A 22,732-nucleotide genomic window follows, 5' to 3' on the forward strand; every position below is an offset into this window, starting at 1 on the left:
CCGAAACGATAACCAAGGCGGAAACGATAACCAAGGCGGAAACGATAACCAAGGCGGAAACGATAACCAAGGCGGAAACGATAACCAAGGCGGAAACGATAACCAAGGCGGAAACGATAACCAAGGCGGAAACGATAACCAAGGCGGAAACAATAACCAAGGCGGAAACGGTAACCAAGGCGGAAACAACAACCAAGGTAACAACACAACCATTGATCCAAAAGCCCTTAAAGATGGTGAATACAGCATTGGCTTTAAAGTTCTAAAAGATCAAACAGAAGAAATTTCAATGATGAACACATATACAAAGAGTCCAGCTGTACTAAAAGTGAAAGATGGTAAGAAGTATATATCGTTTACATTAACGAATAGTGCATGGATTACAAAGTTTGAGTTTGAGAAGAATAGTTCTTTTGTTAATGCAAAAGTATTAAGTGAGAATAAAGAGCAAAATACAAAAGTAGTAGAGTTAGAAGTAGATGATTTATCTAAAAAATTAAACGCAAAAGTAAAAGTAGATATTGATGCGATGAATTATCACCATTTCTACGATGTTCAATTTGTATTTGATCAAGATAGTATTAAAGTTTTAGGTAACCAAGGCGAAAACGACAACCAAGGCGGAAACGACAACCAAGGCGGAAACGATAACCAAGGCGGAAACGATAACCAAGGCGGAAACGATAACCAAGGTGGAAACGATAACCAAGGTGGAAACAACAACCAAGGCGGAAATAATAAGCCAAAAGTAATAGTTGATCCAAGAAATTTAGTGGATGGTCAATATGATATTCCATTTAAAGTGTTAAAAGATAAAACAAATGAGCTTTCAAAGATGCATGACTATACTGTACACCCAGCAAAATTAATCGTTAAAGATGGTAAAAAGTACATTGAGATGACGTTGAAAAATAGTGCATGGATTACAAAATTCCAAACGGAAAATAACAGTCTTTTTGCTGATGCGAAAGTAGTAAGCGAAGATAAAAATGCAAATAGGAGAGTAGTGCAATTTGAAGTAAGTGATTTATTTGCAAAATTAAATGCAAAAGTAAAAGTTGATATCAATGACATGAACTACCATCATTTCTACGATGTCCAAATTCAATTTGATACAAATAATATTGGTGCGTTAGGCACGATTAAAGAGGATCCAAAAAAAGATCCGAAAAATAATCCGAACAATCCAGTGATTACACCGAAAGTAGATAATGTAAAAAAAGTAGATAATCCTGATTTTAACCGAAATGCAGATGATAAGAAGAAAAAAGAAGATCAAAAAAATGATTCGAAAAAAGAGAAAAACTCAAAAACGGCAGATACAGCACAACTAGGTTTATACATGGTGCTATTGCTTGGGTCACTTGCTTTACTAGTTCGTAAATATAGAGCAGGAAGATTGTAATTTTTGGAGTCTTGATGCATGTTCGCATGCATCAAGACTTGTTTCATATTGTTTGGAAAGGAGTGGTGATTGAGAGTGAAGAAAATTGCTAGTGTACTAATGGCTATCATTCTATTAGTGAGTATAGCTGGATGCTCGGCGCCCAAAAAAGAAGCAGCAAAACAGGTAAAGAGTGAGAGTAAAGAGAGAATTGTTGCAACGACAGTTGCTGTTACTGAAATTATGGATGCGTTAGAAGTAGATTTAGTTGGTATTCCAACAAGTACGAAAGATTTACCAAAGAGATATAAAGGTTTACCTGAAGTCGGTAATCCGATGAGTCCGGATATGGAAAAGGTAAAGTCATTAAAGCCGTCAGAAGTATTATCCGTGACAACACTTGAATATGAATTAAAGCCAGTTTTTGATGGTGTGGGCACGAAAGCAAATTTTTTAGATTTAACAAGCTTGAAAAATATGCAAAATTCCATTAGCGATTTAGGTAAGCAATATGGACGTGAAAAGCAGGCTGAAGCAGTTGTAACGAAGTTAGATAACAAGGTTGCAGAGATTAAAAAAGCAGTAAAGGGAAAGAAAGAACCGACAGTGCTTATTTTATTAGGTGTACCAGGGAGTTATTTAGTAGCAACAGAGCATTCTTATATTGGAGATCTAGTGAAACAACTAGGTGGCAAAAATATTGTGCAAGGTGAACAAGTAGAGTATTTAGCTTCTAATACAGAGTATTTAAAAAAAGCTGATCCAGATATTATTTTACGAGCAGCTCATGGTATGCCTGATGAAGTTGTGAAAATGTTTGATAAAGAATTTAAAACAAATGATATTTGGAAACATTTCGTTGCCGTTAAAAATAACCGTGTTTACGATTTAGAAGAGCGCTTATTTGGGACGACAGGTAATTTAGCAGCAATGGAAGCGTTAGATGAATTGAAAAAAATGATGTATCCGTGATGCATTTTAATATAAAGGAAGAGTGGAATGAATAAAAAAACTTGGAGTTTCCTCATTGTTACTGCATTGCTTATTGTTATGACATCATTGTCAGCGATGAAAGGGAGTTTAGAAATAGGTATTGTTGAGCTTGTGCAAGGGATATTTACAGGGGGAAATGAAGATGTTGAAGTGATTAAAGATTTACGTTTCCCACGTATTATTATTGCACTATTTACTGGAGCAGCTCTGGCCGTTTCAGGTGTGCTTTTTCAAGCTGTTATGAAAAATCCACTTGCTGATGCTGGGGTAATCGGGATATCTTCTGGAGCAAGTTTTATGACACTTGTTATTATTACGCTATTCCCGCAATTCTTTTTCTGGACACCAGTATTCGCCTTTTTAGGTGGTGCGTTTGCATGTTATCTCGTTTATGCATTTTCATGGAAGTCAGGGTTAAGTCCGCTTCGCATTATTTTAGTTGGTATAGCTATTAATGCAATGTTCACTGGATTAAATGAATCGTTCATTACGATTTGCGGATACTTCATTAAGACTATTAAGCAAACGACGACTTCTAACATAACGATGAAGACGTGGGACGATGTAGAAATAATGGTTACATATGGAACGATTGGTCTTATTCTTGCTCTGTTTGTAGGAGCTTGGTGTAACTTATTATCGCTACAAGATAAGACTGCGAAAAACTTAGGTTTGCACGTGACGAGAGTTCGTCTTATTATTTCTGCTATTGCAGTACTTTTAGCAGCAGTATCAACAGCAATTGCAGGTGTTATTGCTTTCGTAGGATTACTCGTTCCGCACATTTCAAGACAACTAGTCGGTTCGGATCATAAAGTATTAATTCCATTTTCTGCTCTTGCAGGAGCGTTATTAATTTTGACGGCGGATACGATTGGAAGGTTAATTGTGCCACCTAACGAAATTCCAGCAGCGACGATTATGGCAGTGATTGGTGGCCCATTCTTAATATTCTTGCTTAGAAAGAGTGATAAAGTTCATGGAAATTAAAAATGTAACCTTTTCGTATGATAATGTAACGGATCGATTAAAGTCGGTTAGTAGTGAAATAGAAATTGGTAAAATTACAACAATTATTGGTCCAAACGGTTGCGGGAAATCGACATTACTTGGTGTGATGTCAAGAAATCACGACCCTCGTAGCGGAGAGATAATACTCGATGGGAAGGCGATTAGTCAATATAAACCGAAAGAGTTTGCTAGAAAGTTAGCCGTTGTCCATCAACAAAATGAAGCACCGGCAGACATGACGGTAGAGAAATTAACAAGTTATGGTCGTATGCCTCATAAAAATATTTTTTCCTCGCAAACTGATGAAGATAGAGAAGCAATCGAAAGGGCTTTAGCATGTACGAATTTGCTAAGTAAACGTGATAAAGAGATTCACGCCTTATCTGGTGGAGAAAGACAACGTGTTTGGATTGCCATGACGTTAGCTCAGAAAACACCAATGCTCTTTTTAGATGAACCGACAACATATTTAGATATTTATTATCAACTTGAAATATTAGAGCTAGTAAAAGAGTTAAATGAAGTACATGGATTGACGATCGTTATGGTATTACATGATATCAATCAGGCGATTCGCTATAGTGATCATATTATTGTTATGAAAGACGGCGAAATTGTTACGAAAGGTAAGCCGAATGATGTTGTGACAGAAAGTATGATAAAGACGATATACGGTGTAGATGTCGTTGTAAAGCAAGATGAAGATACAGGGTTGTATATGGTCCCAATAGGTATTTAAATATGCGAACAATCCGTTTTGAGGTGATGATTTGAGTAGTAAAAAAGAACGGAAGAAGAATTCTTTTTTTCAACGAATACTTACAGTTGTTTTTTTAGGTACCTTTTTCTATTCAGTATATGAATTAGGTGATATTTTCATGGATTACTATGAAAATCGTAAAGTAATGGCCGAAGCACAAAATATTTATGAAAAGAGTCCGATGGAAGAGCAATCACAAGACGGGGAAGTACGTAAACAGTTCAAAGCTCTGCAGCAAATTAACCAAGAAATAGTTGGATGGATTACGATGGATGATACACAAATTAATTATCCAATCGTTCAGGCGAAAGACAATGATTACTATTTATTTCGTAATTATAAAGGTGAAGATATGAGAGCAGGCAGCATTTTTATGGACTATCGTAATGATGTGAAATCTCAAAATCGAAATACTATTTTATATGGTCACCGTATGAAAGATGGTTCTATGTTTGGAAGTTTAAAGAAAATGTTAGATGAAGAGTTCTTCATGTCGCATCGTAAATTATATTACGATACATTATTTGAAGGATATGATCTTGAAGTGTTCTCGGTGTATACAACAACAACTGATTTTTATTACATTGAAACGGATTTTAGCAATGATACGGAATACACATCGTTTTTGGAGAAAATTCAAGAAAAATCGCTGTACAAAACGGATACAAAATTGACAGCGAGTGATCAAATCGTAACATTTTCGACGTGTGACTATGCACTTGATCCGGAAGCAGGAAGGTTAGTCGTGCATGCGAAACTAGTAAAGAGATAGTAAAAAAAGTATAGAATATGAGAAGTGGTAACGCTTCTCATATTCTATACTTTAAAAAAGAAATATGTTTACTGTGCTGCAGCCATTGGCATACGTACAACTTCAACATTGTAGTAAGTGATTTTATTATCAAGAATATATTCTGGCATCCCACCTTGATGTGAATGAGCATCTTTAAATGCTGAGCTCTTCGTCCAACCTTGGAAATCTTCTTTTGCATTCCAGCGTGTGCTAATTGTTACTTCATCATAATCAACTGTATTTTGCGTTAAAAGAACTTCTAATCCTAAAAAGCCTGGCATCGTTTCGACTTGACCTACTTTATTAAAACGCTCAATTAATTTATGTCCATTTCCCTTTGTAATTTTAGCTGTATTTGTAACAATAATCATGTTTTATTCCTCCTATAAATGTAGCCTTTATTTTCGAGAACTCATATACATTAAATGATAATGAAAATCATTATCAATGTCAATGGTAAATGTGAAATAAATAAGTTTTTTGATTATTTCGGACAGTAAGATTTCCATTTCAAAATGTAGTAAATATGTGGCGGTTAAGTGAGAGAATGAGCGAGTTGTACTAGCAAAGCAATAATATGGTATAGTGAAACGAGGCTGTTTTTTCAGGCTCGTTTTTTAAATGCTTCCTATAGAGAAAGCATGCAAATGGAAAGGAAGTTATTATATGCGATCAGAAGTAACTGTAAAAATAAAACCGAAATTTATAAAAGAAATTAAAAGTGGATATCCGCTTATTTTAAAAGATGCGATTCAAAATTTAAATGATGTTCAGGAAGAAGGAACAATCATTAAAGTAGTAGATGAGAAGAACCATTTTGTCGGAAAAGGTTATTATGGAAAACAAAATAAAGGATACGGCTGGATTTTAACGAGAAAAGAGAGTGAACAAATTAATCAATCTTTCTTTGAAAGTAAAATAAAATCTGCCTTACATAAACGAAAGCAATTTTACAAATCAAGTGATACGACAGCATTCCGTGCCCTAAATGGTGAAGGTGATGGTCTTGGAGGCTTAATTATTGATTATTATGACGGCTATTATGTAGTAAGTTGGTATAGTGAAGGGATTTATACTTTCAGAGATGAGATTATAGCAGCTCTTCAAAAAGTAGCAAACTTTAAAGGTATTTATGAGAAAAAGCGTTTTGATACGAAAGGGAAATACATTGAAGGCGATGATTTCGTAGCAGGAGTACGCGGTGAGTTCCCGCTTATCGTAAAAGAGAACGGTGTGAACTTTGCTGTTTATTTAAATGACGGAGCGATGGTTGGTGTATTTTTAGATCAGCGTAACGTTCGAAAACAAATTCGTGATAAATATGCAAAGGGGAGAACAGTATTAAATATGTTCTCTTATACAGGTGCTTTCTCTGTATTTGCAGCGCTTGGCGGAGCGAGTAAAACGACGAGTGTCGACCTTGCAAATCGTAGTTTAAGTAAAACGATTGAGCAGTTTAGTGTAAATGAAGTTGATTATGAAGCGCAAGATATTATTGTAGAAGATGTATTTCTTTACTTCAAATATGCAGCTAAGAAAAAGATGAAATTTGATATGGTCGTACTTGATCCTCCAAGTTTTGCACGCTCAAAAAAATATACATTTAGTGCAGCGAAAGATTATAAAAACTTACTAAAAGAAACAATTGCGATTACAGAAAATAACGGGATTATCGTTGCTTCTACAAACTGTAGCGCATTTGATATGAAAAAGTTTAAAGGATTTATCGATACGGCATTTAAAGAAATGAATGGCAAATATAAAATATTAGAAGAACATTCTTTACCAGAAGATTTTCGTACCATTGATCAATTCAAAGAAGGAGACTATTTAAAAGTAGTTTTCATTGAGAAAATTAAAGGGTAATAAAGAAAAAGGAGCTCGAGTTTACTTGAGCTCCTTTTCTTATTGAACGATATTTTGTACTCTACCGACTTGCCCGTCCTGCAATCGTACTTTAATGCCATGTGGATGAGAAGGGGAGTTTGTTAAAATATCTTTTACAATTCCACGTGTTAATTTACCGGTGCGTTGATCTTGTTTTAATACAATATCAACTTCAAGACCGGGTGCGATATTAGAACGTTTTTGTCCGTTCATTTATACACCTGTACGTCTACGTTGGTTGTTTGTTTTCTTCGTTTGTTGGTTTTGTAATTTTTTCGTTGCTTGGCTTTGATTTGTATTATTTGCACCATTTCCATTTCCTTGCTTTTTCTTTGCAAGTTGTTCACGCATTAAATCAGCTAAGCTTACTTTTTTGTTTTCTGACATGATAAGTCTCCTTTATATAAAGTTAATTATGAACAATAGTAGTGAATTTTATCATATCATTGTTAAGGAAGGAAGGGAAGTTGGTTTGAAAATTCATATAATTCTTTCCAGTATTCATTCGTTACGATACAATTGAAATGTTAATGTTTGTAAAAAAGGGGATAGACATATGTCACATCATATTTTATTAGTTGAAGATGATATTTCAATTCAAGAGATGGTGGAAAAGTATTTAATAAAGGAAGGGTTTCAAGTTACAATCGCGTCTGACGGAGAAGAAGGGGTGCAAGCATTTTTTAAATCATCCTTTGATTTAGTTATCCTCGACATTATGATGCCAAAGCTAGATGGCTTAGAGGTTGTGCGAATCATTCGGGAAAAAAGTGCCGTTCCGATTTTAATGATGTCGGCAAAAGATACAGATGTTGATAAAGCTGTTGGATTAGGACTTGGAGCAGATGATTACATTTGTAAGCCGTTTTCTATGATTGAATTGGCTGCACGTGTAAAAGCGGGTATTCGGAGGTCTACGAAATATTCGGCTACAGAAACAACAGAAAAGATGATTCAAATTGGTGATTTGACAATTGACCCAATTAATTTTACGGTTGAAAAAAACGGAAAGTCGCTCAAACTTACTTTAAAAGAATTTGAGATTTTAAAGCTATTCGTAAAGAATCAAAATCGTGTATTTACGAAAGCGCAAATATATACGTTAGTTTGGAACGAAGAGTATTACGGTGATGATAATGTTATAAATGTTCATATGAGAAGATTGCGCGAGAAAATTGAAAGTGATCCATCTAATCCAGAGTATATTAAAACGTTATGGGGCATCGGCTATAAGTTGGAAGTGATGTAATATGGTCAATTTGTTAATAGGTATTATTTTTACATTGTTATGTGTCATTTACATACAGTATAAAATGAGAAAAAACAGTAGCAAAAATTTACGATACACATATGAAAAGCTAGAAAGCATTGTAAATGAACAAACAGGCGAGAAGTTACTCGTTATGACAGATGATCTACAATTACAAAAATTATTAGTGGCAATTAATCAATTACTAGCTGCAAAACAGAAAACGAATGCAGATCATGCAAAAGTAGAAATTTCGATGAGAAAAATGCTTTCAAATATTTCACATGATTTAAAGACGCCACTAACAGTTATTCTTGGATATACAGAAATGTTAAATAAGGATAAAACGATGAATAAAGAAGAACAGCAAATATTACTTGAAAAGGTGCATGTGAAAACACTAGAAGTAATGGAATTGATTCATAAGTTTTTTGATTTAGCAAAACTAGAATCTGGTGATAAGGCAATCGAGATGACAAAAGTAAATATGAATGAAGTTTGCCGTGAGAAAATTTTATCTTTTTATGATTTAGTGACGTCAAAAGGTTTTCACGTTCATATTGATATACCGGAAAGAAATATATATGCACTTGGAAATGAGGAAGTATTAGGTAGAGTATTGAATAATTTAATATCAAATGCGATTACATATGGAGACGATGGAAAGACGCTCGGTATGACGTTAAGAGATGATGAAACGAGTGTGTATATAGATATATGGGATACAGGAAAAGGAATTGATGAATCTCATATTGATAAAGTGTTTGAGCGTATGTACACACTTGAAGATTCGAGAAATAGATTGTACCAAGGAAGTGGTCTAGGGTTAACGATTACGAAACGGCTTGTGGAAGCGATGGACGGAAAAATACATCTTTCTAGTAAGCCGTATGAAAAAACGATTTTTACAGTTGTATTAAAAAAGATGCTGTTTTAGCTTGTAGAGAATTAGATTCTACAAGCTTTTTTTCAACGTAAGGAATTTGTAAGGAACGGGTAAGAAAAAAGAGATTTCCATTGTCTATTATAGAAATATAAAGTAGTGCGAAAGGAGAAAATGACATGACATATATATTAAAAACGAATCAGTTAACGAAAGTGTTTAAAGGGAAAGAAGTTATTTCTAGCGTTAACATGCATGTGAAAAAAGGAGAGATTTATGGTTTCTTAGGACCGAATGGTGCAGGTAAAACAACGATTATGAAGATGATCACAAATCTAATAAAGCCGACGAGCGGTGATATTGAAATTTTTGGTGAGAAGTTAACGGATACATCTTATGAATTGTTAAAGCGCATGGGGACAATTATTGAATATCCAATCTTTTATGATAAATTAACGGCGAAAGAAAACTTAGAATTACATTGTGAATATATGGGGTATTACGATAAAAACGCAATTGATCATGCTTTACATTTAGTAAAACTGCACGGTATAGATGATAAAAAAGTAAAAGATTTTTCATTAGGGATGAAGCAACGACTTGGTATTGCAAGGGCGATCATGACAAAGCCAGAATTACTCATTTTAGATGAGCCAATTAACGGTTTAGATCCAATTGGTATTAAAGAATTAAGAGACTTATTTAAAATGCTTTGCAAAGAATACGGTATTACGTTATTAGTCTCTAGTCATATTTTAGGCGAGATGGAACTAATGGCAGATACAATTGGTGTAATTCAAAATGGAAAACTAATAAAAGAAGTTTCGATGAAGAGTATTAACGGAAAACAAACAGAGTACATTGAAATTACTGTTCCTGATGTGAAGCGTGCAGCTTATATTTTAGAAGATAAACTTGGTATAAAAAATTACAAAATAATGAGTGGAAATATGATTCGCGTGTATGAATTGAAGGCGACGCAGCAAGCCATTTCAAAAGCACTTATTATGAACGATGTAGAAATTGAAAGTATTAATAAGAAACATAGTTCCTTAGAAGAATATTTCTTAAATGTAATGGATGGAGAGGGTATTCATGCTTAACGGATTGTTAGTGAATCTAGTAAGCGGATTGATCGTACTGTTCATAAGTGGGATTTTATATTATAGGAAACCAGAGCGGAAATGGTTGTTGATTCTACTAATGATAGGAGTGTTAAGCGTAGTTACGGCTGGAATTAGAATGTTACCAGTGTAGAGACAGTTATATAAAGAATGGAGGCGTGGTTTATATGTTTAAATTAATGAAGCTCGAATGGAAGAAACATCAATTATCTAGTTACTTTAAAAGTGTAGCAATTTGTATTATAGCAATTTTCGCTGTAGTAAGCCTTATGGCATGGGGAATGAAAGCTGAGGAAGACATGCTCTTCTCTGACTTTACACAGAACATGGCTTTAGTAAATATTTTTATTAGAATAACATTCATTATTTTTAGTTCAGTCATTTTATCACGTTTAGTAATTGATGAGTATAAGAACAAAACGATCCAACTATCATTTATGTATCCACTGCAAAGGAAAATGTTAATGAGAGCGAAATTAACAATTGTTTTTTGTTTTTGTTTTGTGAGCACGATTATCGCTACTTTTATTATTAGTTTGCTCGTATATTTTGTGAGTCCAATGATGGGACTGATTGAAACGCCAGCTACGATAGGTGAAATAATAGCTATCGTTCCAGCTACTATTATAAGTGCATTTATGATATCTGGTATAAGTTTAATTCCCTTATTTTTTGGGATGAGAAAGAAATCAACACCGACAACGATTACTTCGGCAGTAATAATTGGTATGTTGATTAGTGGTAACGTTGGGGCTGAAAGCAATCAAGTAAGTATGTTTGATTTTATAGCTATCCCAATAGTGCTCTGTTTATTAGGGATTTTTATTAGTTATCTATCGTTTCGTAAAATCGACAAGATCGATGTGGCGTGAAGCAAGCCTAAAACAAAAACGAACTGGGGTATGAATGGTGAAAAAAATAATAGTAATTGCAATATTATTTTTGACAATTGCTAGTGTGGTTTTTGGCTTTAAGGTATTTCAGGGGAAAGATTTTAAGAAAGAAAAGTCTTTTGAGATAAATCATATAAAAGAAATAGAAGTGGAAAATGAAAACTGGGATATTGAGTTGAAAAGTACAGATGCTAACAAAATAGTAATTTCCGCTCAAGGTCAACGAGTAGATAAAGAGATAGATCCCGTCGAAATAGAACAAGCAGGGAATAAAGTTATAGTTAAGCAAAAACAAAAGGCGACTAGATTCTTTAATGGTTTTACGTTTAGGAAGAAAAATAGTATATCGATAGCTATTCCGAAGAAAGAAATAGATAAAATTGTATTAAATAATAAATCGGGTGATGTAAAAATAAGCGATATAGTAGTAAAAAGTATCGTGACAAAAGGCAAGTCTGGAGATGAAATGGTTGTAGAACTATCGGCAGATAAGGGTGAATTCACATCCGAAAGTGGAGATTTAATGTTAAAAGATAGTTCGTTACAAGAAGTAAATATAACTTCTACTACTGGCGATAATTATGTGAAAAATATAAAAAACGAAAATATGAACATCACTTCAATATCTGGGGAAGTATTACTGAAAGATATGAAAGAAGGAAAATCATTATTTGTAGAAACAAAATCAGGAGATATTGGCGTACGGTATAAAGGTGTTCCGACATCTTTAAAACTTACGGCTAAAAGTAATTCGTCTGACGTAATGGTGAATGTAAAAGGACTTAAGAAAGATAAAAATACAGAAAAGGTAAAAGTAGGAACCATTGGTGATGCAAAAAACAAAGTGGAAATTTTAAGTGAAACAGGGGTAATTTATATCGATTAAAATGTAAATGAAAGGAGGACTATTATGCTACGTCTTATGAAGCTAGAACTGAAGAAATTTAAGATTGGATGGTATGTGAGGGGAGCAATTATTGCAAATATCGCTATACTGGCATTACTGATCTTTACGAGCATCGTTTCTCAAATAGAAGGAGATCCAGAAATGAGAGATCCACAGATGGTGTTGTTAATGGCTAGTACATTAGTAAGAGCAACATTTATTATTTTTGGTAGTGTGTTAATCGCAAGGTTAATAATTAGTGAATATAAAAATAAAACAATACTACTTATGTTTTCTTATCCTATTGATCGGAGGAAAATGATGAGTAGTAAGTTGGCCATTACAGCAACATTAACATTTCTAACAGTTATTTTATCTAACATTTTAGTAGTAGGAATTTTCTTTGGGATAGATAGTTATTTTTCAATTCTTCCTAATCCATTTACAGTAGATCAATTGATGCAAGAAGGAATAAAACTGGTTCCTTTAGCTATTGCAACTGCGGGAATGAGTTTAATCCCATTATATTTTGGAATGCGTAAACGTTCAGTGCCAACTACAATTGTTTCATCTCTTATCGTTGTATCAATTGCAATGAATAGCAACCCAACGTTTACTACAGCAACTTTTCTTCCCCTTCAACTAGCACTTGCAGCAATTGGAGTTGTGATTGCATATTACGGAATTAAAAATATAGAGAAGGAAGATATAACTGTATGACAAGAATAAGAAAAAAGAGTTGGCGTTACACCAACTCTTTTTTGTATATGTATGCTTCGTTACTACTCTGTAAATTTGGAGTGTTTGCTTAAATACGCTTGCACTCCTGGAGAAATATTAAAGTTATTAGGACTTTTATATTCGATAGTAAAATCTCCGTCTCTACTTGTCTCAAAGGAGATGGCATAGCTATTCATTTTAGCATCGTAAGAAGTATTTTTGACTTCCGCATCTAGATCAAAGTATTTTGTAATATATTCTTTTGATTCCGTAACTGCTGTTTGTTTTCCCCAAGGGGTACCATAACTTGTGCAATAAAGAGACACACTGATAACTCCGATAATAGAAGTTAGTAAAATAGTTCCCATAACTATTTTTTTATTTTTTGTATTCAATTTGGTTGCCCCTCCTCATAATATGTATTCATTTTAACGTATTTTTTCCATAAAACAACCATTTAGCAAAAAATAGTTTCACATGAAACAAGTTACAGAAAAAGACAAGATGTGTAAACACCTTGTCTTTTTTTGTGGTTACATTTTAGGAGCTTCCATTCCAGCCGCGGCCCATTCTTCTTTTGCAGGACCATATACGCCAGGGACGGTTAAACCAGCTTGGCGCATTAAAACAGTCATTTGTCCGCGATGGTGATTTTGATGATTAATGAGTGTCATTAAAAATATAGAATTCGGCATAGGACGACCAAAGAAGTCATTAATAGTAGCTAAGTCTTTATCAGTCCATTCGCCTTGAAGAGCTTCAACAAAAGCTACATTCACTTTACGGTATTGATCAGCAATTGTTGTTGCAGAAGTTGGTACAGGATAATCCTTCGATTCTCCTTCAAACTTAAGCCCTGTGCCAGATAGCATAACTGGAATTGCAGTCACGATATGCCAAGCAACTCTGCTTAATGTCCAGTGTCCAGGTGCAATTTCTTGTGATAAAGACTCATCTGTTAATGTATCGAGCATCTTTTGAGTAGACTCAGCCTCGTATGTCCATGATTGCAAGAAGCCTTCAATAGTTTGGTACATATTTATCCCTCCTAGTTAGTTCATAGGTTACATTCGTGAAAAAAAGATAGTTTCCTTTTGACCTTATAAGAATGAATAAAAAAGGAGACTTCCAAGAAGCTCCTTTTTAACTTTCTTCCAACTTTTTCTCACCAACCATAAGAAATAAGGTGCTCCAAGTACAGCAACCTTCAAATTTGCGTAACGATAAAGAGTTGAATAATTGTTGAGCCGAGAGCTGAAATACCGATTTCTATTAAAGCAAGGGCTGTTGAGCTAAATCCTAATTTCCATGAAAAAAAGGGAAATTTCAACTGCAAGTAGTCCACTGATGAATACACTAATTGGATTGAAGTTTATATGTATATGCAGAATGAAAAAAAGAATTTCATTTGAGCAAGAAGGCAAAAGTACAAGCAAAAAGAGAGCGAATCGCATGTAATAATTACTAGAATGTATGGAATAAATCTGTGTTTATCCCCACTAGGTAAAGTATTTCTTTGTTATTTAGATAGGTGTTTTCTAACTCGGTGATTGTACTTAAAAGATCGAATGTAAAGGAAGTGATCAACATGTCTTCATGGAGCAATAATATAAATGGATATTGTGGGTGTAATAATCAAAATGGTGTACATGTTGATTCATGCTGTTTTAGTTGTGATGGGACAGTTCCTAAGCTTGGCCCAACAGGTCCAACGGGAGTAACAGGTCCAACAGGTGAGACAGGTCCAACGGGAGCGACGGGAATAACAGGAACAACGGGTCCAACGGGAGCGACGGGAATAACAGGGGCAACAGGTCCAACGGGAGCGACGGGAATAACAGGAACAACGGGTCCGACGGGAGCAACAGGAATAACAGGGGCAACAGGTCCAACAGGAGTAACAGGTCCAACGGGAGTAACAGGTCCAACAGGAGCGACGGGAATAACAGGTACAAGTATCACGGCGACGTATGCATTTGCAAATAATACGTCAGGAACAGCTATATCGGTACTTCTTGGTGGAACGAATGTCCCGCTTCCAAATAATCAAAACATCGGTCCAGGTATTACTGTTTCTGGAGGGAATACAGTATTTACGGTTGCAAATGCTGGGAATTATTATATTTCATACACGATTAATATAACGGCTTCATTATTAGTCAGTTCACGGATTACAATTAATGGAGCACCACTTGCTGGGACAATTAATTCTCCTGCGGTAGCAACTACATCATTTAGTGCAACAATCATTACAACTCTTGCAGCAGGAGATGCTATTAGTTTGCAACTATTTGGTTTGTTAGCTGTTGCAACATTATCAACAACTACACCAGGAGCTGTGTTAACGATAATAAGATTAAGCTAAATAATAACTCTCTTATTTTTTTATAGATTAGGAGAGTTTGTACATATAATAAGAAGTTAATGGAGTGAAGCATAGTTATGTAAAAGTCAGAATATTATGATTGTAACGTTATGGCGACTATAATATAATGAAACCAACCATCATGAATGAACATTCATTTATTTTTATGTATTTGAAGGGGGAATGAAGGTGGAAAAACCATGGTTGAAAAGTTATCCAGAAGAAATTCCAAGTATGATTTCTTATGATATTCAGCCGCTTCATAGATATGTGGAACAGGTGGCTTCTCGTTATCCAGAAAAGAAAGCGCTTCACTTTTTAGGGAAGGATATTACATTTTCAGACTTCCACGATAAGGTGAAGAGGTTTGCAAATTATCTTCAAAAGCTCGGTGTGGAAAAGGGTGATCGAGTTGCTATTATGTTGCCGAACTGTCCGCAATCTGTAATTGGTTATTATGGTACATTACTTGCGGGAGGTATCGTAGTACAAACAAATCCACTATATACAGAAAGAGAATTAGAATACCAGCTTCATGACTCGGGAGCAAAAGTAATTCTTTGTCTCGATTTAGTGTTTCCAAGAGTAACGAATATTCAATCTGCTACAAAAATTGAACATATTATCGTAACTCGGATTGCGGACTTTTTACCCTTCCCTAAAAATTTACTTTATCCATTTGTACAAAAAAAGCAGGCAAATCTTGTTGTAAATGTGTCGGAAAGCGAAACGATTCATCTATGGAAATCAGTAGAAAGAGAAAGTAATGTTAATGTTGAAGTGCCTTGTGATCCTGAAAATGATCTAGCCCTTTTACAGTACACAGGAGGAACAACTGGATTTCCGAAAGGCGTTATGTTGACGCATAAAAATCTTGTTTCGAACACTTTAATGGGAGCTCATTGGCTATATAATTGTAAAGAAGGGGAAGAAGTAATTCTTGGTGTCCTTCCGTTCTTTCATGTGTATGGGATGACAGCTGTAATGAATTTAAGTATTATGCAAGGATATAAAATGGTGCTGATTCCGAAGTTTGATATGAAAATGGTTTTTGAAGCGATAAAAAAACATAAAGTCACACTATTTCCAGGGGCACCGACCATTTATATTGCTCTATTAAATAGTCCCCTCTTAAAAGAATATGATATTTCTTCTATTCAAGCTTGTATTAGTGGATCTGCCCCGCTTCCTGTAGAAGTACAGGAAGAGTTTGAGAGAGTTACAGGTGGGAAATTGGTAGAAGGTTATGGATTAACGGAGTCGTCGCCAGTTACACATGGGAATTTTTTGTGGGAAAAACGCGTGCCAGGAAGTATTGGTGTGCCGTGGCCAGATACAGAGGCAAACATTATGTCACTTGAAACTGGAGAGGCTTTACCTCCGGGTGAAATTGGTGAAATTGTTGTAAAGGGTCCTCAAATTATGAAAGGGTATTGGAATAAGCCAGAAGAAACAGCAGCTGTATTACAAGACGGATGGCTTCATACAGGTGATGTTGGTTACATGGATGAAGATGGATTTTTCTATGTGAAAGATCGTAAGAAAGATATGATTGTTGCGAGTGGATTTAATGTGTATCCTCGTGAAGTAGAAGAAGTATTATATGAGCATGAAAAAGTGCAAGAAGTAGTGACGATTGGAGTTCCCGATCCGTACCGGGGAGAGACAGTTAAAGCATTTGTTGTGTTAAAAGAAGGTGCGGAGTGTTCTGAGGAAGAATTAAACCAGTTTGCGCGTAAATATTTAGCGGCTTATAAAGTACCGAAAGTATATGAGTTTAGAGATGAACTGCCGAAAACGACAGTCGGAAAAATTTTACGCCGTGTCCTAATAGATGAAGAGAAAAGAAAAAATGAGGATGAGCAAACGGGCTAAGGCCCTTTCTTTTTGAAAAAATAGGATTGACACTTTTCTAAATAGTCAGTATTATAAGAATATGAATGACTATTCATTCAGTCATCTTCTTGAAGGGGACAGTAAAGTGAAGAAAAATAGACCGAAATACAATCAAATTATTGATGCGGCAGTCATTGTGATTGCGGAGAATGGGTACCACCAAGCGCAAGTTTCTAAAATAGCAAAGCAAGCTGGGGTAGCTGATGGCACGATTTATTTATATTTTAAAAATAAAGAAGATATATTAATATCCTTATTCCAAGAGAAGATGGGAGATTTTGTCGAAACAATTCGTCAAAAAACAGCAGGAATTGAAAGCGCTGTATCGAAGTTATTCATGTTGGTAGAAACGCACTTCTTGCTGTTATCACAAAATGATCCTCTTGCTATCGTTACGCAATTAGAGCTAAGACAGTCCAATCAAGACTTACGCCTAAAAATAAATGAAGTATTAAAAGGCTACTTACAAGTTATGGATGAGATTTTAGAGACAGGTATAAAGCAAGGTGAATTCCAAGCGGATTTAAATGTTCGCGTGGCAAGACAAATGATCTTTGGAACAGTAGATGAAGTTGTGACCAATTGGGTAATGAGCGATCATAAGTATGATCTGGTCGCACTTTCAAAAACGGTACATGGGCTACTTATTGCAGCTTGTGGTTATCGTCAATAATGGGAGGGATCATGTTGAAATTCCTATCTGTAAGAGTTGAAGATCATATCGCTGTGGCGACGTTAAATCATGCGCCGGCAAACGCGATGTCTTCACAAGTTATGCATGACGTTACTGAATTAATTGATCAAGTGGAGAAGGATGATAACATTCGTGTTGTTGTTATTCACGGTGAAGGGCGCTTCTTCTCGGCGGGAGCAGATATTAAAGAATTTACATCTGTTACTGAAGCGAAGCAAGCGACAGAATTAGCGCAGCTTGGACAAGTTACGTTTGAGCGTGTTGAAAAATGTTCAAAACCAGTTATCGCGGCAATTCATGGAGCGGCACTTGGCGGCGGCCTTGAGTTTGCTATGTCTTGCCACATGCGCTTTGCAACTGAAAGTGCAAAACTTGGTTTACCTGAATTAACACTTGGATTAATTCCTGGATTTGCAGGTACACAGCGATTACCACGTTATGTTGGGAAAGCGAAAGCTTGTGAAATGATGTTAACAAGTACACCGATTACTGGTGCAGAAGCATTAAAATGGGGACTTGTTAACGGAGTTTTTGCTGAAGAAACATTTTTAGATGATACGCTTAAAGTTGCAAAACAGATTGCTGGAAAAAGCCCAGCGACGACTCGTGCTGTACTAGAGTTATTGCAAACGACGAAATCGTCTCATTATTATGAAGGTGTACAACGCGAAGCTCAAATCTTTGGTGAAGTATTTACGGGTGAAGATGGAAGAGAAGGTGTAGCAGCGTTTTTAGAAAAACGTAAGCCTTCATTTAGTGGCAGGTAGTTCAATTATTTTTTTAATATAAATTAACAGAAAATTAAAATTGATAGAATCTTTCTGAAAAACAAGGGGGTAAATGGAATGAACATCTACGTACTCATGAAACGAACATTTGATACAGAAGAAAAAATCGTAATTAAAAACGGTGCAATTTACGATGGCGAAGCGGAATTCATCATCAACCCTTACGACGAATATGCGATTGAAGAAGCAATTCAAGTAAGAGACGCACAAGGTGGCGAAGTTACTGTTGTAACAGTCGGTGGCGAAGATAGTGAGAAAGAACTTCGTACGGCATTAGCGATGGGCTGCGATAAAGCTGTATTAATTAATATTGAAGATGATGTGGAAAATGGTGACCAGTTCACGACAGCAAAAGTACTTGCTGAATATTTAAAAGATAAAGATGTAGATTTAATTTTAGGCGGGAACGTTGCAATTGATGGTGCATCTGGACAAGTTGGTCCACGCGTAGCAGAAGCGTTAAATATTCCGTACGTAACGACAATTACAAAACTTGAAATTGACGGTACAAACGTGAAGATTGAGCGTGATGTTGAAGGTGATACGGAAGTGATTGAAACTTCATTACCAGTTTTAGTAACAGCACAACAAGGTTTAAATGAACCTCGTTATCCATCGCTTCCAGGTATTATGAAAGCGAAGAAAAAGCCACTAGAAGAAGTAGAATTAGATGATTTAGATTTAGAAGAAGATGATGTGGAAGCAAAGACAAAAACAATTGAAATCTATTTGCCTCCTAAGAAAGATGCAGGAAAAGTGTTACAAGGCGAGCTGCAAGATCAAGTAAAAGAACTTGTATCGTTGCTCCATACAGAAGCGAAAGTAATCTAATAAAATACGAAATTATATATGCAGGAGGGAAAATCTATGGCTCGTAAAGTATTAGTAATGGGTGAGGTTCGTGATGGATCGCTACGTAACGTTTCGTTTGAAGCGGTAGCAGCAGCAAAAACAATTGCAGAAGGCGGTGAAGTAGTAGGTCTTCTAGTTGGAGACAGCGTTGCCTCTTTTGCAAATGAATTGATTCATTACGGTGCAGATCGCGTTGTGACAGTTGAAAATGATAAATTAAAATCATATACATCTGATGGTTATGCACAAGCATTTTCAGCTGTATATGCTGAAGAAAAGCCAGAAGGTATTGTATTTGGACATACAGCACTGGGTAAAGATTTATCACCAAAATTAGCAGCGAAGCTTGAAGCTGGTCTAGTTTCTGACGTAACTGCTTTAGATGTTGAAGGTGGAAATGTTATCTTTACTCGTCCAATTTACTCTGGTAAAGCGTTTGAGAAGAAGATTGTAACAGACGGTATCTTATTTGCGACAGTGCGTCCAAATAACATTGCGACGCTTGAAAAAGATGAGTCTCGCAGTGGTGACGTGTCTTCTATTACAGTAGATGTGAAAGATTTACGTACAATTATTCAAGATGTCGTCCGTAAGACGGCAGAAGGTGTTGACCTTTCTGAAGCGAAAGTTATTATCGCTGGTGGACGCGGTGTGAAGAGTGAAGAAGGATTCAAGCCATTAAAAGAGTTAGCTGACGTATTAGGCGGCGCTGTTGGAGCATCTCGTGGTGCTTGTGACGCTGAGTATTGCGATTACTCATTACAAATTGGTCAAACTGGTAAAGTTGTTACGCCAGACTTATACATTGCATGCGGTATTTCTGGTGCGATTCAGCATTTAGCTGGTATGTCTAACTCAAAAATAATCGTTGCGATTAATAAAGACCCAGAAGCAAGTATCTTCAAAGTAGCTGACTATGGTATTGTTGGCGATCTATTTGAAGTCTTACCTCTTTTAACAGAAGAGTTTAAAAAGTTAAAAGTACATTCATGATTTGAGTACCCTTGAGTTCCAAGTGAAGTACCCCTATATATAGAAAAGGTGAGAGATCCCCTGTCTCTCATCTTTTTAGTATTTAATCTGTATTTTTATATAGTATAAAGGAACACTTTTTTGTTACAATACATAACGATACATATTATTCGCCACGTATATAAGTTAATGATATACTCTTGGTAGAATATACTTGAAGGAGGAAATAAAATGGCAATTGTAAATGCAAATGACCAAAGCTTCGCAGCTGAAACTAGCGAAGGTGTTGTATTATTAGATTTCTGGGCACCTTGGTGTGGACCTTGTAAAATGATCGCTCCTGTATTAGAGGAAATTGATGCAGAATTAGGCGGAAAAGTAAAAGTAGTAAAAGTAGACGTGGATGAAAACCAAGAAACTGCTCGTCAATTCGAAGTAATGAGCATTCCAGCTCTTTTCGTATTAAAAGACGGTAAAGTAGTTGATCAAGCGTTAGGTTACAAACCGAAAGAAGCGTTAGTAGAATTAGTTTCTAAACACTTCTAAAATAAAGGGCTACCATTTGGTAGCCTTTTTTATTTTCTTTTTTTACACCTTTCCGTTACAATAAAAGAACGTATGTTGGGTGTTTTGGCATAGTATGTTTTCATGTGAAAATAAAGATGCTAAGCATGTAGAAATGGAGGGTAACGAGTGCACGAACATTTAAAAGAAAAATTGGCTATTTTACCAGATCAACCTGGTTGTTATTTAATGAAAGATAAGCAAGGAACGGTTATATATGTCGGAAAGGCAAAAGTGCTTAAAAATCGTGTGCGCTCGTACTTTACTGGTTCGCATGATGGAAAAACACTGCGGCTTGTAGGAGAAATTGTAGATTTTGAATATATTGTAACCTCCTCAAATCTAGAGGCTCTCATTTTAGAGTTAAACTTAATAAAAAAACATGATCCAAAATATAATATTCAATTAAAAGATGATAAAACATATCCTTTTATTAAAATTACAGCTGAGAAACAGCCGCGATTACTTATTACGCGAAATGTAAAAAAGGATAAGGGAAAGTATTTTGGTCCTTATCCGAATGCACAATCAGCTCATGAAACGAAAAAACTGCTAGATCGTATGTATCCGCTTCGTAAGTGCTCAAATATGCCAGATAAAGTTTGTTTATATTATCATATGGGTCAATGTTTAGCACCTTGTGTGAAAGAAGTGACGGAAGAACAAAACAAAGAAATTGTAGATGAAATTATTAAGTTTCTAAATGGTGGGCATAAAGAAGTTCGTTCAGAATTAGAAACAAAGATGTATGAAGCTTCAGAGAAACTAGAATTTGAACGCGCAAAAGAGTTGCGGGATCAAATTGCGCATATTGATGCGATTATGGAAAAACAAAAGATGATTATGAGTGACTTAGTGGATCGTGATGTGTTTGGGTATGCAGTTGATAAAGGATGGATGTGTGTTCAAGTTTTCTTCGTTCGAAAAGGAAAGCTAATTGAACGTGATGTTTCTATGTTTCCAATCTACGATGAACCAGAAGAGGGATTTTTAACGTTTATCGGTCAATTTTATGAGAACAGCAGTCATTTTAAGCCGAAGGAAATTGTCGTTCCAGGAAGTATAGACTCAGAGTTAGTAGAGCGCTTTTTAGAAGTTGAAGCGACACAGCCGAAACGTGGTAAGAAAAAAGATCTTGTAGAATTAGCAAATAAAAATGCGAAGATTGCTCTTGAAGAGAAATTCTACTTAATTGAACGTGATGAAGAGCGAACGATTAAGGCGGTAGATCATTTAGGGAAGCGGCTCGGGATTGAAACACCTTATCGTATTGAGGCGTTTGATAACTCAAATATTCAAGGGACAAATCCTGTTTCTGCAATGATTGCTTTTATCGATGGGAAACCAGCTAAAAAAGAATATAGGAAATATAAAATTAAAACGGTTCAAGGACCAGATGATTATGAGTCTATGAGAGAAGTTGTGAGACGCCGTTATACAAGGGCACTGAAAGAGAGTTTGCCTTTACCAGATTTAATCATTATTGATGGCGGAAAAGGGCATCTGGCAGCTGTAAGTGATGTTCTAGAAAACGAACTCGGTTTATATATTCCGATGGCAGGGCTTGTAAAAGATGACAAACATAAAACCTCCCATTTAATTATTGGAGATCCACCTGAACCTGTGATGCTTGAGCGAAATAGCCAAGAATTTTATTTATTGCAGCGCATTCAAGATGAAGTGCATCGATTTGCAATTACATTCCATCGTCAATTACACGGGAAATCTGTCATTCAATCAGCACTGGATGATATTCCTGGAATTGGAGATAAACGAAAAAAGATATTGTTGAAACATTTTGGGTCGCTAAAAAAGATGAAAGAAGCTTCTGTAACGGAATTTGTCGAAGCGGGTATGCCGAAAAATGTCGCAGAGACGATTTATACTTATTTAGCGGATAAGAAGACGTTGTAGTTTACAACGTCTTCTATTTCCTGGTATAATTTCTGAAGATTTAAAATAAACCCAACTGAATGAAAATGCAAAAAAGTCAACTAAACTTATATGTCTAGTTGACT

General features: G+C 35.6%; 25 protein-coding genes. 20 read left to right on the plus strand and 5 right to left on the minus strand.

Annotated features, from left to right (window positions below; all coding sequences use genetic code 11):
- The 5 genes from ACSG5Z_RS09825 to srtB all read left to right on the plus strand — a co-directional run.
- Positions 1-1,405 (plus strand): NEAT domain-containing protein (locus tag ACSG5Z_RS09825; protein ID WP_435711370.1); only part of this gene is annotated, 1,405 nt, incomplete at its 5' end.
- A gap of 75 nt (positions 1,406-1,480) precedes the next feature.
- Entirely contained in the window at positions 1,481-2,356 is an 876-nt protein-coding gene (gene isdE / locus ACSG5Z_RS09830) for a heme ABC transporter substrate-binding protein IsdE (RefSeq protein WP_170968380.1), read from the plus strand.
- A 27-nt stretch (positions 2,357-2,383) separates the two neighbouring features.
- On the plus strand, positions 2,384-3,367 hold the full coding sequence (locus ACSG5Z_RS09835; protein ID WP_435711373.1) for a FecCD family ABC transporter permease: 984 nt from the start codon (positions 2,384-2,386) through the stop codon (positions 3,365-3,367).
- Positions 3,357-4,127: an ABC transporter ATP-binding protein gene (locus tag ACSG5Z_RS09840; RefSeq protein WP_087985360.1), complete on the plus strand. Its 771-nt coding sequence runs from the start codon at positions 3,357-3,359 to the stop codon at positions 4,125-4,127. Before ACSG5Z_RS09835 ends, ACSG5Z_RS09840 begins: the two co-directional genes overlap by 11 nt.
- A gap of 31 nt (positions 4,128-4,158) precedes the next feature.
- Positions 4,159-4,920, plus strand: a complete 762-nt coding sequence (gene srtB / locus ACSG5Z_RS09845) for a class B sortase (protein ID WP_087985359.1) — start codon at positions 4,159-4,161, stop codon at positions 4,918-4,920.
- Between the two features lie 68 nt (positions 4,921-4,988).
- Here the strand turns inward: srtB and isdG are convergent, their stop codons facing one another.
- Positions 4,989-5,312 carry a heme oxygenase gene (gene isdG, locus ACSG5Z_RS09850; RefSeq protein ID WP_000587825.1) on the minus strand — a complete coding sequence of 108 codons (324 nt, stop codon included), beginning with the start codon at positions 5,310-5,312 and terminating at the stop codon, positions 4,989-4,991.
- 295 nt (positions 5,313-5,607) lie between these two features.
- On the opposite strand from isdG, the gene ACSG5Z_RS09855 reads away from it, so the two are divergent.
- Positions 5,608-6,807, plus strand: a complete 1,200-nt coding sequence (locus tag ACSG5Z_RS09855) for a class I SAM-dependent rRNA methyltransferase (protein WP_087985357.1) — start codon at positions 5,608-5,610, stop codon at positions 6,805-6,807.
- Positions 6,808-6,846: 39 nt separating this feature from the next.
- Here ACSG5Z_RS09855 and ACSG5Z_RS09860 read toward each other — a convergent pair whose 3' ends face one another.
- The gene (locus ACSG5Z_RS09860) at positions 6,847-7,041 is read right to left on the minus strand and encodes a YwbE family protein (RefSeq protein ID WP_001014310.1); all 195 of its coding nucleotides are present in this window, start codon (positions 7,039-7,041) and stop codon (positions 6,847-6,849) included.
- Positions 7,042-7,215 carry a hypothetical protein gene (locus tag ACSG5Z_RS09865; RefSeq protein ID WP_048544295.1) on the minus strand — a complete coding sequence of 58 codons (174 nt, stop codon included), beginning with the start codon at positions 7,213-7,215 and terminating at the stop codon, positions 7,042-7,044. It abuts the gene before it with no gap.
- Positions 7,216-7,384: 169 nt separating this feature from the next.
- Here ACSG5Z_RS09865 and ACSG5Z_RS09870 point away from each other — a divergent pair, with 169 nt between their 5' ends.
- The 6 genes from ACSG5Z_RS09870 to ACSG5Z_RS09895 all read left to right on the plus strand — a co-directional run bounded on the left by ACSG5Z_RS09870 (position 7,385) and on the right by ACSG5Z_RS09895 (position 12,583).
- Complete coding sequence (locus ACSG5Z_RS09870; RefSeq protein WP_087985356.1) at positions 7,385-8,077, plus strand: response regulator transcription factor; 693 nt, start codon at positions 7,385-7,387, stop codon at positions 8,075-8,077.
- 1 nt (position 8,078) lies between these two features.
- Entirely contained in the window at positions 8,079-9,014 is a 936-nt protein-coding gene (locus ACSG5Z_RS09875; protein WP_088123476.1) for a HAMP domain-containing histidine kinase, read from the plus strand.
- Between the two features lie 125 nt (positions 9,015-9,139).
- Positions 9,140-10,063 carry an ABC transporter ATP-binding protein gene (locus ACSG5Z_RS09880; RefSeq protein ID WP_016086047.1) on the plus strand — a complete coding sequence of 308 codons (924 nt, stop codon included), beginning with the start codon at positions 9,140-9,142 and terminating at the stop codon, positions 10,061-10,063.
- A gap of 188 nt (positions 10,064-10,251) precedes the next feature.
- Entirely contained in the window at positions 10,252-10,956 is a 705-nt protein-coding gene (locus ACSG5Z_RS09885) for an ABC transporter permease (RefSeq protein WP_087985352.1), read from the plus strand.
- Positions 10,957-10,990: 34 nt separating this feature from the next.
- A complete protein-coding gene (locus ACSG5Z_RS09890) occupies positions 10,991-11,863 on the plus strand; it encodes a DUF4097 family beta strand repeat-containing protein (RefSeq protein ID WP_435711378.1) in 873 nt (290 codons plus the stop codon).
- 24 nt (positions 11,864-11,887) lie between these two features.
- On the plus strand, positions 11,888-12,583 hold the full coding sequence (locus tag ACSG5Z_RS09895; RefSeq protein ID WP_435711379.1) for an ABC transporter permease: 696 nt from the start codon (positions 11,888-11,890) through the stop codon (positions 12,581-12,583).
- A gap of 62 nt (positions 12,584-12,645) precedes the next feature.
- Here the strand turns inward: ACSG5Z_RS09895 and ACSG5Z_RS09900 are convergent, their stop codons facing one another.
- Positions 12,646-12,978 (minus strand): YfjL-like protein, encoded by a 333-nt coding sequence (locus tag ACSG5Z_RS09900; RefSeq protein ID WP_435711381.1) that lies wholly within the window; start codon positions 12,976-12,978, stop codon positions 12,646-12,648.
- Positions 12,979-13,116: 138 nt separating this feature from the next.
- Complete coding sequence (locus tag ACSG5Z_RS09905) at positions 13,117-13,620, minus strand: DinB family protein (RefSeq protein ID WP_435711382.1); 504 nt, start codon at positions 13,618-13,620, stop codon at positions 13,117-13,119.
- 551 nt (positions 13,621-14,171) lie between these two features.
- On the opposite strand from ACSG5Z_RS09905, the gene ACSG5Z_RS09910 reads away from it, so the two are divergent.
- The 8 genes from ACSG5Z_RS09910 (at position 14,172) to uvrC (ending at position 22,628) form a co-directional block, all read left to right on the plus strand.
- Positions 14,172-14,948, plus strand: coding sequence for a BclA C-terminal domain-containing protein (locus tag ACSG5Z_RS09910; RefSeq protein ID WP_435711384.1), 777 nt, complete (start codon positions 14,172-14,174; stop codon positions 14,946-14,948).
- Between the two features lie 189 nt (positions 14,949-15,137).
- On the plus strand, positions 15,138-16,823 hold the full coding sequence (locus ACSG5Z_RS09915) for a long-chain-fatty-acid--CoA ligase (RefSeq protein ID WP_137014403.1): 1,686 nt from the start codon (positions 15,138-15,140) through the stop codon (positions 16,821-16,823).
- A 106-nt stretch (positions 16,824-16,929) separates the two neighbouring features.
- Positions 16,930-17,517, plus strand: coding sequence for a fatty acid metabolism transcriptional regulator FadR (gene fadR / locus ACSG5Z_RS09920; protein WP_000742213.1), 588 nt, complete (start codon positions 16,930-16,932; stop codon positions 17,515-17,517).
- A gap of 11 nt (positions 17,518-17,528) precedes the next feature.
- Positions 17,529-18,305, plus strand: a complete 777-nt coding sequence (locus ACSG5Z_RS09925; RefSeq protein WP_000911294.1) for an enoyl-CoA hydratase — start codon at positions 17,529-17,531, stop codon at positions 18,303-18,305.
- A gap of 78 nt (positions 18,306-18,383) precedes the next feature.
- Entirely contained in the window at positions 18,384-19,157 is a 774-nt protein-coding gene (gene etfB / locus ACSG5Z_RS09930; RefSeq protein WP_001029035.1) for an electron transfer flavoprotein subunit beta, read from the plus strand.
- 36 nt (positions 19,158-19,193) lie between these two features.
- On the plus strand, positions 19,194-20,171 hold the full coding sequence (etfA, locus tag ACSG5Z_RS09935) for an electron transfer flavoprotein subunit alpha (RefSeq protein WP_000101967.1): 978 nt from the start codon (positions 19,194-19,196) through the stop codon (positions 20,169-20,171).
- A gap of 210 nt (positions 20,172-20,381) precedes the next feature.
- Positions 20,382-20,696, plus strand: coding sequence for a thioredoxin (trxA, locus tag ACSG5Z_RS09940; RefSeq protein ID WP_001018945.1), 315 nt, complete (start codon positions 20,382-20,384; stop codon positions 20,694-20,696).
- A 147-nt stretch (positions 20,697-20,843) separates the two neighbouring features.
- Positions 20,844-22,628, plus strand: coding sequence for an excinuclease ABC subunit C (uvrC, locus tag ACSG5Z_RS09945; protein WP_435711388.1), 1,785 nt, complete (start codon positions 20,844-20,846; stop codon positions 22,626-22,628).
- Positions 22,629-22,732 lie beyond the last annotated feature (104 nt).

The organism is Bacillus pretiosus (assembly GCF_051294775.1).
GTDB classification, from domain to species: domain Bacteria; phylum Bacillota; class Bacilli; order Bacillales; family Bacillaceae_G; genus Bacillus_A; species Bacillus_A wiedmannii.

Coding starts and splice junctions, on each gene's coding strand:
- ACSG5Z_RS09885 (WP_087985352.1), top strand. CDS start 10,252: ATGTTTAAATTAATGAAGCTCGAATGGAAGAAACATCAATTATCTAGT.
- ACSG5Z_RS09835 (WP_435711373.1), top strand. CDS start 2,384: ATGAATAAAAAAACTTGGAGTTTCCTCATTGTTACTGCATTGCTTATT.
- ACSG5Z_RS09925 (WP_000911294.1), top strand. CDS start 17,529: ATGTTGAAATTCCTATCTGTAAGAGTTGAAGATCATATCGCTGTGGCG.
- ACSG5Z_RS09895 (WP_435711379.1), top strand. CDS start 11,888: ATGCTACGTCTTATGAAGCTAGAACTGAAGAAATTTAAGATTGGATGG.
- ACSG5Z_RS09880 (WP_016086047.1), top strand. CDS start 9,140: ATGACATATATATTAAAAACGAATCAGTTAACGAAAGTGTTTAAAGGG.
- ACSG5Z_RS09870 (WP_087985356.1), top strand. CDS start 7,385: ATGTCACATCATATTTTATTAGTTGAAGATGATATTTCAATTCAAGAG.
- isdG (WP_000587825.1), bottom strand. CDS start 5,312: ATGATTATTGTTACAAATACAGCTAAAATTACAAAGGGAAATGGACAT.
- ACSG5Z_RS09875 (WP_088123476.1), top strand. CDS start 8,079: ATGGTCAATTTGTTAATAGGTATTATTTTTACATTGTTATGTGTCATT.
- ACSG5Z_RS09865 (WP_048544295.1), bottom strand. CDS start 7,215: ATGTCAGAAAACAAAAAAGTAAGCTTAGCTGATTTAATGCGTGAACAA.
- trxA (WP_001018945.1), top strand. CDS start 20,382: ATGGCAATTGTAAATGCAAATGACCAAAGCTTCGCAGCTGAAACTAGC.
- ACSG5Z_RS09910 (WP_435711384.1), top strand. CDS start 14,172: ATGTCTTCATGGAGCAATAATATAAATGGATATTGTGGGTGTAATAAT.
- ACSG5Z_RS09890 (WP_435711378.1), top strand. CDS start 10,991: ATGGTGAAAAAAATAATAGTAATTGCAATATTATTTTTGACAATTGCT.
- ACSG5Z_RS09840 (WP_087985360.1), top strand. CDS start 3,357: ATGGAAATTAAAAATGTAACCTTTTCGTATGATAATGTAACGGATCGA.
- etfA (WP_000101967.1), top strand. CDS start 19,194: ATGGCTCGTAAAGTATTAGTAATGGGTGAGGTTCGTGATGGATCGCTA.
- ACSG5Z_RS09860 (WP_001014310.1), bottom strand. CDS start 7,041: ATGAACGGACAAAAACGTTCTAATATCGCACCCGGTCTTGAAGTTGAT.
- ACSG5Z_RS09855 (WP_087985357.1), top strand. CDS start 5,608: ATGCGATCAGAAGTAACTGTAAAAATAAAACCGAAATTTATAAAAGAA.
- etfB (WP_001029035.1), top strand. CDS start 18,384: ATGAACATCTACGTACTCATGAAACGAACATTTGATACAGAAGAAAAA.
- ACSG5Z_RS09905 (WP_435711382.1), bottom strand. CDS start 13,620: ATGTACCAAACTATTGAAGGCTTCTTGCAATCATGGACATACGAGGCT.